Raw genomic sequence first — 12628 nt, 5'->3', positions numbered from 1 at the left:
GCCGGGGCGTCACCCGGGGGGGTAGGTGACGCGTGCGGTGCCGGAGTAGTCGCGTCCCCGCTCGGCCGGCTGGAGCGGCGAGGAGACCCCACAGGTCGTACCGGCGGCCGTCCTCATCCCGGCACGACGTCCTGGGCCTCCCGGACCCGTCCCCTGCCGCCCACGGCCCCTGCGACGCGCGCCGGACCCGCACAGTTCCGGTCCGGGCGCCCGCGCTCAGGTGGTGCGGTAGGTCTCCGCGGCTTTCTCGAAGTACCGCTTGACGTCGGCGCGCCGGCCGTCCGGCCCGATGACCAGGACGACGTGGTACCTGCCGTCGCGGATCATCACCAGATTGCGCCCGAACAGCTGCCGCCCGGAGCCGTCGCTCCAGCTGAACTCCCCTTCCGCGGCCGCGATCCCGCCCATGTCGAGCCGGCGCAGCCCGGACGCCGAGGACCAGCCGGAGGCGCGGAAACCCGCCAGCTCCGGCTCGTCGTTCTGGTAGACGATCGGGTCGCTGCCCTTGTCGGCGACCGTGTCGCGGCCGGGCACGACGAGCATCTGGTAGTCGCCGCCGGTGTAGCGGACCTGCCCGTCGCCGTTCCTGCCCGCGCGCTGCCAGCCGTTGGGGACGGCGAGGCTGAAGCCCTCCGGGTCGGTGCGCAGCCGGAAGTCGCCGCCGAGGCCCGTGGTGGCGGCGTCGTCCGCGGGGGCGGACCGCGTGGCCGGTGGGGCGCTCGTGGCGGGGGCCGTGCTCCGCGGGGCCTTGGTGCCCGGCGGCTTGGTCGTCTGTGGCCGCTCGTCGCCGCCGGGCACCTGCGCGGGCAGGGTCCGCGTGGCGCCGGCCGCGCCCTCGTCGTCCGTGGCCCCGCCGCGCGGCATGAAGAGCACGGCGTACAGCACGGCGGCGGCCATCAGCAGCAGCACCAGCCCGACCAGGGTGATCCCGAGGCTGCGCGGCCCGCGCGCCGACCGCTGCCCGGGCTCCTTGGTGCGCTTGTGGCGTCCGTGCGCGGGATGGAGGGGCACGGGGTCGGCGGCGGCCTTGCGGCGGCGCACCAGTTCGCCCCGGCGCCGTACGACGGGCAGCTTGTGCGGATCGTCGACAGGCACCGGCACCGTGCTCAGCCCCAGGTCCGGCTCCGGCGCGGACCGGACGAGCGAGCGCAGCCAGCCGCGCAGCTCCTCCACGCCGGGCCGCTCCTCGGGGTCCTGGCGGAGCAGGGACTCCACGACGGGCCGCAGCGGGCCGCACTCCTCGGCGTACGCGGGCGGCTCGGCGACGACCAGCTGGACCAGTTCCGCGGTGCTCTCCTCCGGGAACGGCGGATGCCCCTGGACGCTGCGGAAGAGCAGCGACCCCAGCGCCCACAGGTCGGCGGCCGGGCCGACGGGCGGGGCGAGCTGCCAGTTCTCGTGGACCTCGGTGGCCTGTTCCGGGGCCCACCGCTCGGTGACCGGTCCGACCACGGTGAGCCGGGCCTGCCGGGCGCGTTCCAGCTCCAGCGCGGAGTGCGGCCCGTCCCAGCCGCCGCCGGGCGTCCGGCCGCCGCCGGCCATGGCGGGCACCGGCACCGGGTTGTACCCGCACAGGGCCTCCTGGGCGGCGCCCACGGCCAGGCCCGAGAGCATCGCCCGGCCGTCGTCGCAGACCAGCACGGTCCGGCCGGTGACATTGCGGTGGACCCAGCCGTGCGCGTGAAGCACGCGCAGCGCGGTCAGCACGTCCGAGGCGACCTCGGCGGCACGATACGGGCTGAGCCGCTTGTCGGCGAGGATCGCGGCGAGCGGGCGGGCGGCGATCAGCTCGCTCACTATCCACACGCTGCCGTCCTCGACGAAGATGTCGAAGACCTGCACCAGCCGGGGGTGGTCGGGTATCGCGGCCGCCGCCCGCGCCGCCTCCAGGGCCCGGCGGGCGGTGTCCCCGCCGTCCCCACCATCACCGTGGTGCGGCCCGGGCTCGGCGCTGACGACCTCGGGCAGCAGGACCTGGCGTATCAGCACCTCCTGGTCGCTGAACGTGTCCCAGGCCCGGGTCTCCACCAGTTCGAACTCGTCGGCGGGCGGCCGCGGCAGGCGGTAGCGGTCGGCCAGTACGCGTCCCGCGTAGTCGTCCACGACGCCTCCCCAAAGCGTCAGATCCGATCCGTTCTGGATGCGGACAGTCCGCAATGATTCACGATACGTGCTCGGGCGGCGTCACTTGGCCGGTTTGAAGGTGTTGAAGAAGCTCGCCAGCATGGCCTGGGTCTTCGGACTGTCCCAGTCCGCGGCGGGCGCCGTGAACAAGATCGCGTAGCCGTGGCGGTCGTCCACCACGAAGCCCCGGTTCACCGCGCGCATCTTCGTGCCGCCGGAGGTGAAGGTGAACTGCCAGTCGGCGGCCGTGCGGTAGCCGCGGTAGTCGACCGTCTTGATGAACAGTTGCTGGTAGCCGGGGTATCCGCTCCTCGACCGCGGCTCCTGGTCGCGCCAGGCGGCCGCCGCGTCCCTGCCGGGCTTGCCGGTCCAGTCGATCTGCACACGCGGCCGCTTGCCGGCGTTGAATATCCGGCCGCTGCCGTATCCGTTGTCGCGGCTGTTCTCGGCCCAGCCGTCGGGCAGCGCTATCGAGAAGTCACCGGCCGAGGAGGTGTAGGTCTTCCAGCCGACCGGAACGGCGCCGGTGCCGTCCTTCCCGTTGCCGGAGCCGTCCGAGGAACCGGAGGAGGAACTGCCCGAACCCTTGCGGGAGTTGTCGTCCTTCCCCTTGCCGGAGCCGTCACCGCCCTTGCCCTGGCCGTCTCCGCCCTTGCCGTCCTGGACGCCGTCGTCGCCGGACTTGGGGTTGGCGGAGGCCGGCGGCTTGGCGGGATTGCGGGAGCCCGCGTCGTCGTCGCCCCGGGCGGCCCAGACGCCGATGCCGGTCCCGAGCAGCGCGAGCGCCACCAGGATCGCCGCGAAGAGCACTCCCCGGCGGCGGCGCTCGTCCAGCGACGCCAGGAGCGGCAACCGGGGGGCGGGGGCCGGGGCGGCCGCCGGCACCGGGGCGGGCGCGACCGGCGCGGACACGGTCGCCGGGGCGGCCGCGGGCTCCGGCTTGGCCTTCGCGGCCCGCAGCGCCGCCTGGTCGGCGGCGGCGGCCCGGGCGGCCGGGGGCGCGTCAGTGGGCGTCGGCTGCGGGTCGGAGGGCGGCAGCGGCATGGTGCGCGTGGCCTCGGCGACCGGGACGTCCGGCGCGTGGGCGACGCCCGTGAGCAGGGGGCGCACGCCCGCGTCGTCCAACCGCAGCTCTGGGTCCTTGTTGAGCAGCCCGTGGATCGCGTCGGCCAGCGGGCCCGCGTTGCGCGGGGTCCGCAGCGGCTCGGTCATGACCGCGGTGAGCGTGGCGATGGCCGATCCCTTGTCGTACGGCGGCCGGCCCTCGACCGAGGCGTACAGCAGCGCGCCCAGCGACCACAGGTCGGCCGGCGGGCCCGGCTTCTGGCCGCGCGCCCGCTCCGGTGAGATGTACGAGGGAGCGCCGACGAGCATGCCGGTGGAGGTGACCGACGGGTCGCCGTCGATCTGGGCGATGCCGAAGTCGCTGAGCACGACGCGGCCGTCGTCGGCGATCAGGACGTTGGACGGCTTCACGTCACGGTGGAGGATGCCCTCCTTGTGGGCGGCCCGCAGGACGTCCAGGACGGTCAGCCCGACCTCGGCGGCCCGCTTCGGGGAGAGCGGCCCGTCCTCGCGGATCGCGTCCGACAGCGAGCGGCCCTCGACCAGCTCCATGACGATCCAGGGCCGGTCGTCCTCCTCGACGACGTCGAAGACGGTCACCGCCCCGGTGTTGCGGATCCGGGCGGTCGCCTTGGCCTCGCGCAGGGTGCGGGTGACCAGGCGGCGCTTCTCGTCCTCGTCGATGTTGTGGGGGAAGCGCAGCTCCTTGACGGCGACCGTGCGACCGAGCGTCTCGTCGACGGCCCGCCAGACGGTGCCCATACCGCCCTTGCCGAGGACTGCGCCGAGTCGGTACCGCTCGGCGATGAGACGCTGGTCGGTGTCGTGCGCCTGACCCATGAATTCCCTCTGCAGTCGCTGAAGATGAAGCTCCCTCATCGCCTGCTTGCGGCGACCGCGGGATGGAGGACTCCATCATCCCTGACTCGGGGCCGTGGTCCCACCCCGGCCCCGCCGTGTGCTAGTCGTGGACGACGAGTCCGGCCATCGCGTTGTCGAAGACCGGCCGGAAATCACCCCATTGGGCAGTCGGCGCGGAGAGGTAGACGGCGAACTCCCGTTCACCGGGCTGCCCGAAGCCGAGGTCGATGGCCTGGAAGCCCCGGGCCTTGCCCTTGAAGGTGAACTCCCAGATGGCCGCCGGTTGACCACGCCACCGGGTGCTCTGCATGCGCAGCCGCTCGTAGCCGTCCAGCTTGGGGATGGTCTGCTGCTCCTCCTCCTCGAAGTGCGCCAGCGGGTCGTTCGCCGCGTAGTCCAGCGTGCCGATCCGCATGCCGGCCAGGCCGGTCGGGTCGACGTAGATGACCTGCCGGCCGTCGTCACTCACCTTGCGGGTCCACCCGTCGGGCACCGGCACGGAGAATCCGCGGTCCGGCTCCTCGGCCAGGTGGTAGCCGGCCGGCACGGGCGACGGGCCCGGCGCGGAGGAGGACGGCGAGGGGGAGGGGGAGAGCGAGGACGGCGAGGACGGCGAGGACGGCGCCGAGTGGCCCGGCCGAGCCCCGTCGTCCCGGGCGCCGGCGGGGCCGCCGAAGTACCGGGCGGCGTAGAACCCGCCGCCGGCGAGGGCCGCGGCCAGTACGACGGCCGTCAGCGCCCGTACGCCGGTGCGGCGCCGGCGCTCCGGGGCCGCCGGCGCGACCGCGCCCCCCGACGGGACCGTGGGCACGTGCGGCGGCGCGGGCCGCGGGGCCGGTGCCGGGGGCCGGACGACGGCGGTCGGAGCGGTGCGCGACAGGGCGAGGCTGTCGCGGGGGACGCTCGCGGTCTCGGTCTCGGCGGCGCTCGCCCGCAGCATCCGCTCGGTCTCCGCCGCCGACAGCCGCCGCTCCGGCTCCCGTACCAGCAATCCGGCGATCACCGGTCCCAACGGCCCGGCACTGGCCGCCACCGGCACCTCATCCGTCGCGATCGCGTACGCCGTCTCGATCGCCGTGTCCCGGCGGAACGGCGAACGCCCCTCCACCGCCTGGAACAACGTCGCCCCCAACGCCCACAGATCCGCCTGAGGCCCCGGCGCACCACCGGTCAGCCGCTCCGGAGCCAGGAAGTCGATCGAACCGATCAGCTCACCGGTCCGCGTCAGCGTCGACGTGCCCGACGCCTGCGCGATACCGAAATCCGTCAGCACCACCCGGCCCGACTCCGACAACAGCACATTGCCCGGCTTCACATCCCGGTGCAGCACTCCCGCCGCATGCGCCGCACGCAACGCCGCGATCATGGCCCGGCCGATCCGCGCCGCCTCCCCCGGCCCCACCGGACCCCGCTCCTTCAGCAGGTCACCCAGCGTCGTGGACGGCACGTACTCCATCACGATCACCGGCAGGCCCTCGTCGTCGACCACGTCATGGACCACCACCACATTGGGATGACTGATCCGCGCGGCACTACGCGCCTCCCGCCGGGTCCGCTCGAACAGCGTCTCCAGCTCGTCGTCCTGCAGATGCGGCTGCGGCGGGTGCAGCCGCTTGACCGCCACCGCACGACCCAGCAGCTCGTCGTCGGCCCGCCAGACCGTGCCCATGCCGCCGCGGCCTATCCGCTCGACGAGCCGGTACCTCCCGGCCACCAGGCGTCCGAGGTCGGACATCGCGCGCCCCTTCCTGCCACGTACCAGAAGGAACGATATCCGGCCGGGCCGCCGACCCCGTCAAGGCCGTGGCCCACGCCTCACCCGGCGTACCGACGGGGGCTACAGCGGCACGATGTCCGGGGCGCCCAGCCGGGCGGCGTCCGCGGTCTGGTCGTCGGGCTGGCGCTGCGACTCGCGCTCGGCCTCGACCCGCTTCTCGTAGTGCTCGACCTCCTTCTCCACCTGGTCCTTGTCCCAGCCCAGCACGGGTGCCATCAGCTCGGCGGCCTCACGGGCGCTGAGCGTGCCGCGGTCGAAGGTCTCGATGGAGATGCGGGTGCGCCGGGTGAGCACGTCGTCCAGGTGCCGCGCGCCCTCGTGCGAGGCGGCGTAGACGACCTCGGCGCGCAGGTAGTCGTCGGCCCCGCCGAGCGGGCGGCCCAGCGAGGGGTCGTCCTCGATCAGCTGCAGAAGTTCCTCGGAGAGCGATCCGTAGCGGTTGAGCAGGTGCTCTATCCGCGCCACGTGCAGACCGGTGCGCGCCGCGATCCTGGCCCGGGCGTTCCACAGGGCGTGGTAGCCCTCCGCGCCGGCCAGCGGGATCTCCTCGGTGACGCACCCGGCGACGCGGTGCGCCAGGCCGTGCACGGCAGCGTCCACCGCGTCCTTGGCCATCACCCGGTACGTGGTGTACTTGCCGCCCGCGACCACCACCAGGCCGGGCACCGGATGCGCCACGGTGTGCTCGCGCGACAGCTGGCTGGTGGCCTCCGACTCCCCCGCCAGCAGCGGTCGAAGGCCCGCGTACACGCCCTCCACGTCGTCCCGCGTCAGCGGCACGGCGAGCACGGAGTTGACGTGTTCCAGCAGGTAGTCGATGTCGGCGCTGGACGCGGCCGGGTGCGACTTGTCCAGGCTCCAGTCGGTGTCCGTCGTCCCGACGATCCAGTGGCGGCCCCACGGGATCACGAAGAGCACGCTCTTCTCCGTCCGCAGGATCAGCCCCGTCGCGGAGTGGATCCGGTCCTTCGGCACGACCAGGTGTATCCCCTTGGACGCCCGCACGTGGAACTGCCCACGCTCCCCGATCAGCGCCTGCGTGTCGTCCGTCCACACCCCGGTGGCGTTCACGATCTGCCGGGTGCGCACCTCGTAGACGCCCCCGGCCTCCACGTCCTCGACCCGGGCGCCCACCACGCGCTCGCCCTCGCGCAGGAAGCCGATCACCCGGGCCCGGTTCGCGGCCAGCGCGCCATAGGCGGCGGCCGTCCTGACCAGCGTCATCGTGTACCGGGCGTCGTCCATCTGCGCGTCGTAGTACTGCAGCGCCCCGACCAGGGCGTCCTTCCGCAGGCACGGCGCCACGCGCAGCGCGCTCTTGCGGCTGAGGTGACGATGGTGCGGCAGGCCCCGCCCGTGCCCGGAGGACAGCGCCATCGTGTCGTACAGCGTCACGCCGGCTCCCGCGTAGAAGCGCTCCCAGACGCGGTGCTGCAGCGGGTACAGGAACGGCACCGGCTTCACCAGGTGCGGCGCCAGGCGCTGGAGCAGCAGACCGCGCTCCTTGAGGGCCTCCCGGACGAGGGCGAAGTCCAGCATCTCCAGGTAGCGCAGCCCGCCGTGGATCAGCTTGCTCGACCGGCTCGACGTCCCGGACCCCCAGTCGCGGGCCTCCACGATGCCGGTCGTCAGCCCGCGCGTCGCGGCGTCCAGCGCCGTTCCGGCGCCCACGACGCCCGCGCCCACGACGAGTACGTCGAGTTCCTGTTCCGCCATCCGGGCAAGCGCGGAGCCACGCTCCGCCGGTCCCAGTGTCGCCGTCAGCATCCTGGCCTCCCGTCGTGACGCGGGGTCGCGCCTCAGCGCATTCCCCGTCCCCACGATCGTTACCCGTGTCGTGCCCCCCGGCTACTCCGGGCTCCGCCGGCGCGGGGGGCGTCCGCGCGGGTGCGTCGCGGTTGCTGTGGGGGTTTCCCCGCCCGCCGCAGGCGCAACGCACCCGCACACGACGACCGGCCGCACCCCGGACGGCAAGGACGAGGCACCGGGGGACACCGGACCGCGTGGCGTGCAGTCATATCAGCTACCTGTCTGGTTAGCCTGATTTCGCGCCATTTGGGTACCAGGACGCACCCCGTCGCAGGAGAGGACCCCCATGCCCGCAGACCTCGCTGTCATCGGCCTCGGCCACACCGGGCTGCCCCTCGCGCAGGCGGCCAGCGCCGCCGGCCTGGGGGTGATCGGGTACGACCGGGACGAGCACGTGGTGGAGGCGATCAACGCCGGCAGCCGGGTGCCCTGCGGCGTGCTGGCCGCCGCCGACGTACGGCGGATGCTCGCGGGCGGCTTCCGCGCGACCGCGGACACGGCCGCCCTGGGCCGGGCGCGGGCAGCCGTGCTGTGCGCGCCGACCCCGCTCGGGGAAGGCGGGGAGCCGGACCTGACGGCGCTGGCGGAGGCCGCCCACGCGCTGGCCCGGCAGCTTCGGCCGCACAGCACGGTGGTCCTGGAGTCGCCGGTGTACCCGGGGACGACGGAGGACTTTTTGCGCCCGCTGCTGGAGGAGGGGTCCGGCCTGCGGGCCGGCCACGGCTTCCACCTGGCGTACGCCCCCGCGCGGCACCCGGGCACGCCGAAGGTGATCGGCGGGCTCACCCCCGCCTGCACGGAGGCCGCGGCCGTCTTCTACGGCCGGTTCACCGAACGGATCGTCCGGGCCCGGGGCGTGCGCGAGGCGGAGACCGTGCAGTTGCTGGAGACCAACTACCGGCACGTCAACATCGCCCTGGCCAACGAGATGGCCGTGTTCTGCCACGACATCGGCGTGGATGTCTGGGACGTCATCCGCTGCGCGGAGACGCGTCCCCACGGTTTCCAGGCCTTCCGCCCCGGCCCCGGGGTCGGCGGCCACACCATGCCGCTGAACCCCGGTCACCCGCCGTACCAAGGCCGGGTGCGCGGCCACCCGCTGCGTCTGGTCGAGTACGCGCAGGAGGTCAACACGCGTATGCCGCGCTACGTGGTGCAGCGCGCCGCGGCCCTGCTGAACGAGCACGGCAAGTCGTTGCGCGGGGCGCGGGTGCTGCTGCTGGGCGTGACGTACAAGCCGGACCTGCCGGACCAGGAGCGCTCGCCGGCCCGTGAGATCGGCGCCCGCCTCGCCGAGCTGGGCGCGCAGCTGAGCTACCACGACCCGTACGCCCCGCAGTGGCGCGTGCTGGACCGCCCGGTACCCCGCGCCGACGCCCTGTGGGAGGCGGCGGCGCACGCCGACCTGACGATCCTGCTCCAGCACCACCGCACCTACGACATGCAGGGCCTGGCGGTGAAGGCCCAGTTGATGCTGGACACCCGCGGGGCCACCCCGGCCGGGGCGGCCGCGCGGCTGTGAGCCTCCCGGGCGTCGCTTCATGGCGCTCGGCGCGGAGGCGAGACCCGTCCTCCATGGAGTAGCGCACGTACACGGATGCGCGCGCCTAGGCGGGCGCCGAGCGGCTTCGACGCCCTTCTCGCCGCATGGACGCCGGTATCCGGGACGGCGCGGTGCACTGAGGACGTCCCGGCCACCGACGACGAGGGCCCCGCGGCGACTGCCGTGGGGCCCTCGATCGGTATGGGTGGTGGGTCAGCTCTTCAGGAACTGCTTGAAGTAGGGCCGCAGGTACGGCTCCAGGGAGGTCGAGTATGCGCCCGCCATGTGGCTGTTGTCCCAGTAGACGACCTCACCGCCGATGACCGCCGGGCAGTAGCCCTCGGCGCAGAACGCCGGAATCGTGTCGATGACGTCGAACCCATACTTCTCGGCCTCCTCACGCTCGGCCTTGCGGAACTCCGGGAAGTCGAGCACGACTGTGGACTTGGGGGAGCAGGCGGCCGCCCCGTCGGAGTTCCGGGCCAGGCAGTCCGGGACGGCGAAGTTCGGGTGCGGGGTGTCGGTCATGTAGACGAGCTTGGCGCCGTTGGCCTGGAGCCGCTCGAACGTCTTGTCGGCTCCGGCCCGGGTGGTGGTCCACTGGACTCGGTTGGTGACGACAATGAGGTCCGGGCGGAGCGCGTCGATCTTGTCCAGGGCGGTCTTCCGCCACGCGGTGCACTCGGTGTACTCGCGTCCGAGGTCCGCACGGGTGATCTGGTACACCTCGGGGGCGCAGCCACTCTTGATCACGGTGATGACCTTGACGTGCAATTTCAGACCGAGGTCGTTGAACGCGTTGCCCCACTGGTAGGCGTGCGAGTCGCCGAACAGGACCATCGTCTTCTTGGCAGAGGTGTCGCCGATGACGCAGCTGTCCTGCACGACGAACGCGGTGACGAGCAACTGGTCGATACATCCGTGGTCGCCGCGGTCGTCGGGCGCCTTCAGCAGGGTGTCCTGGCTGAGCACCGGGTGGTCGCGTTCCTCCACGGCCTGCTTGACGGACGCGGCGCCTTGGTGGCCCTGCGCCACGGCGCCGGCCGTGGTCTGCACCGCGATGTTGAGCGGCACCACACGCACGGCGAGAGTCATGACGACGGCGGCGGTGGCGGTCAGGGACACCCCCATGAGGATGCCGCGCCACGGTATCTGGACCATCCGGACGTTCGCCTTGAAGGGCCGCTCGACGAGGTAGTGCATGCAGACGGCGAGGATGAAGGAGAGCACCGCCACCCGCCAGCGGTCGGAATAGCCGAACTCCCGGCTGATGAACTCCGGGAACAGGATGAGCAGCGGCCAGTGCAGCAGGTACCAGCTGTAGCTGGCGTTGCCGATGAAGTCGAAGACCGGGTTGTCGAGGAGCTTTTCCGCACCGAAGCGGGGCGCGGCGCAACCGCCGGCGATCACCAGCGCGGCGCCCACCACCGGCCCGGCCACCGCGTAGCCGGGCAGTGGGGTGTGCTCGTTGATGAGCAGCGCGGTGCCCACGGCGCCGAGGATGCCGACCCAGGTGAGGAAGCCCGCGAACCACAGGTTCATACGGGAGAGGAGCCTGGCGTTCAGAGCGACGAAGACGCCCAGGGCCAGCTCCCAGACCCGGGTCTGGGTGCCGAAGTAGGCGAGCGGCTGGTCGGACTTGGTCTGGGTGACCGACAGGTAGAGCGAGCCGGCGATGGCCGCGGCGAGGAAGAGTCCTATCAGGAAGCGGCTGCGGGTGAGCACCCGGCTGAGCCAGGCGACGACGACGAGCGCGATCGGCGCGACGACGTAGAACTGCTCCTCGATGCCGAGCGACCAGAAGTGCTGGTAGGGGGACTGGCTTCCGTCGTTGGCGAAGTAGTCGGTGCCGTTCTCGGCGAGCCGCCAGTTGATGAAGCTCAGGGAGGCCGCGAAGCCGTCCTTCATGTAGTCGCGGAAGGAGAACGGACCGGCGAAGAACCAGGCGAAGACAGCGGTGACCACGAGGGTGAGCGAGGCGCCGGGCGCGAGCCGGCGGAAGCGCCGGGCCCAGAACTTGCCCAACGAGACCTTGCCGGTCCGGCTGATCTCACCCAGGAGCTGACTGCCGATGAGGAAGCCGCTCAGAACGAAGCTGATGTCGACGCCGCCGTGGATGTCGACGATGCCGCAGTGCATCGCGACCACCATCATGATGGCGACGGCGCGCAGACCCTGGAGGTCCGGGCGGTACTTGCGCAGGCGGTCCGTCTTCTCCGGCTGCGGCTCCGCCCGATGCTGGTGCGGGAGCTGCGGACTGACGGCCGTTGAGGCGTGGGTGGTCACGATTCTCCAGAAAATGCCCGGTTGGGCCCGCGAGGGCCGACCGGCTGCTTCAGTGGACCGTCGGGCAGGCGACAGCCGTTCCGCTGACGCGCACCCCTTGGGCGGGAATGCGGATGCCGCACGACAGCCGCAGCTGGGCGGGCAGCTCGTTCTGCGCGCCGATGTGGGCGTGGCAACCCACGACGACCTCGTGAAGGAACGATTCGCTGCCGATCGAGGAGTCGTGGTCGACCACGGACTCCCGGATGCGGGCGCCCTCGGCCACGGTGACGTTCGCACCGATGATGGAGCGATCGACGACCACGTGCGGACCGATGAGGGCATGCGGGCCGATCGTCGAGCCGCCTGTGACGAGGGCGGTCGGGTCGACGGAGGCCGTGGGATGGATCAGGTTGTCGGCGGGCGTCTCCACGAGGGGGGAGGTCGCCTTGCCGGCGACCAGGTCGGCCGAGCCGTGGACGAAGGCCAGCGGCGTACCGAGGTCGCGCCAGTAGTCATCCGTGGTGTGGCCGAACACGCGCCGTCCCTGCGCGACGAGCCGCGGGAAGGTCTCCTGCTCGACCGAGACCTCGCGGCCGGCGGGGATGGTGTCCAGCACGGACCGGCTGAAGACGTAGCAGCCGGCGTTGATCTGGTCGGTGACGCACTCCTCGGCCGTCTTCGGCTTCTCGAGGAAGGACAGCACCCGGCCGTCCTCGTCGGTGGGGACGAGGCCGAAGGCGCGCGGGTCGGCGACCCGCGTGAGGTACAGGGTGACGTCCGCGTCCTTGTCCTCGTGCCGCGCCAGGATGGCGCGCAGGTCCACGCCGGACAGGATGTCGCCGTTGAGGATGAGGACCGGCGCGTCGGCGGGGCCGCCGCGCAGCAGGCGCGCGGCGTTGCGGATGGCCCCGCCCGTGCCGAGCGGGACGTCCTCGACGGCGTAGGAGATCCGCAACTCCCGGGAGAAGTCCTTGAACTCCTCCTCGAAGAGGCCGGCGAGGTACGAGGTGGCGAACACCACGTGCTCGACCCCCGCGTCCATCAGCTTGGCGATCTGGTGCCGGATGAAGGACGAGCCCGCCACATTGAGCAGCGGCTTCGGGGTGTGGTTCGTCAGCGGGCGCAGGCGGGTTCCCTTGCCGCCCACCAGGATGATGGCTTCTTGCATGACTGCCTCCGCT

7 protein-coding genes are annotated in these 12628 nt (G+C 72.5%); 1 reads left to right on the top strand and 6 read right to left on the bottom strand.

Going from position 1 to position 12628, the window contains the following annotated elements; translation table 11 throughout:
• Positions 1–216 precede the first annotated feature (216 nt).
• The 4 genes from AC3EUJ_RS28920 to AC3EUJ_RS28905 all read right to left on the bottom strand — a co-directional run bounded on the left by AC3EUJ_RS28920 (position 217) and on the right by AC3EUJ_RS28905 (position 7594).
• On the bottom strand, positions 217–2103 hold the full coding sequence (locus tag AC3EUJ_RS28920; RefSeq protein WP_431966434.1) for a serine/threonine protein kinase: 1887 nt from the start codon (positions 2101–2103) through the stop codon (positions 217–219).
• 81 nt (positions 2104–2184) lie between these two features.
• Positions 2185–4029 carry a protein kinase domain-containing protein gene (locus AC3EUJ_RS28915; RefSeq protein ID WP_431966432.1) on the bottom strand — a complete coding sequence of 615 codons (1845 nt, stop codon included), beginning with the start codon at positions 4027–4029 and terminating at the stop codon, positions 2185–2187.
• A 121-nt stretch (positions 4030–4150) separates the two neighbouring features.
• Entirely contained in the window at positions 4151–5785 is a 1635-nt protein-coding gene (locus AC3EUJ_RS28910; RefSeq protein ID WP_431966430.1) for a serine/threonine-protein kinase, read from the bottom strand.
• Positions 5786–5887: 102 nt separating this feature from the next.
• Entirely contained in the window at positions 5888–7594 is a 1707-nt protein-coding gene (locus AC3EUJ_RS28905) for a glycerol-3-phosphate dehydrogenase/oxidase (RefSeq protein WP_431966428.1), read from the bottom strand.
• A 328-nt stretch (positions 7595–7922) separates the two neighbouring features.
• On the opposite strand from AC3EUJ_RS28905, the gene AC3EUJ_RS28900 reads away from it, so the two are divergent.
• Positions 7923–9158: a nucleotide sugar dehydrogenase gene (locus AC3EUJ_RS28900; RefSeq protein WP_431966426.1), complete on the top strand. Its 1236-nt coding sequence runs from the start codon at positions 7923–7925 to the stop codon at positions 9156–9158.
• Positions 9159–9392: 234 nt separating this feature from the next.
• Here AC3EUJ_RS28900 and AC3EUJ_RS28895 read toward each other — a convergent pair whose 3' ends face one another.
• Both AC3EUJ_RS28895 and manB read right to left on the bottom strand, forming a co-directional pair.
• Positions 9393–11465, bottom strand: a complete 2073-nt coding sequence (locus AC3EUJ_RS28895) for an acyltransferase family protein (RefSeq protein ID WP_431966424.1) — start codon at positions 11463–11465, stop codon at positions 9393–9395.
• 49 nt (positions 11466–11514) lie between these two features.
• Entirely contained in the window at positions 11515–12615 is a 1101-nt protein-coding gene (gene manB / locus AC3EUJ_RS28890; protein WP_431966422.1) for a mannose-1-phosphate guanylyltransferase, read from the bottom strand.
• Between the last annotated feature and the right edge of the window lie 13 nt (positions 12616–12628).

Source organism: Actinacidiphila sp. bgisy160 (assembly GCF_057707815.1).
This window is presented reverse-complemented; position numbering and strand designations above follow the sequence as displayed.

Coding starts and splice junctions, on each gene's coding strand:
- AC3EUJ_RS28915 (WP_431966432.1), bottom strand. CDS start 4,029: ATGGGTCAGGCGCACGACACCGACCAGCGTCTCATCGCCGAGCGGTAC.
- AC3EUJ_RS28910 (WP_431966430.1), bottom strand. CDS start 5,785: ATGTCCGACCTCGGACGCCTGGTGGCCGGGAGGTACCGGCTCGTCGAG.
- AC3EUJ_RS28905 (WP_431966428.1), bottom strand. CDS start 7,594: ATGCTGACGGCGACACTGGGACCGGCGGAGCGTGGCTCCGCGCTTGCC.
- AC3EUJ_RS28900 (WP_431966426.1), top strand. CDS start 7,923: ATGCCCGCAGACCTCGCTGTCATCGGCCTCGGCCACACCGGGCTGCCC.
- manB (WP_431966422.1), bottom strand. CDS start 12,615: ATGCAAGAAGCCATCATCCTGGTGGGCGGCAAGGGAACCCGCCTGCGC.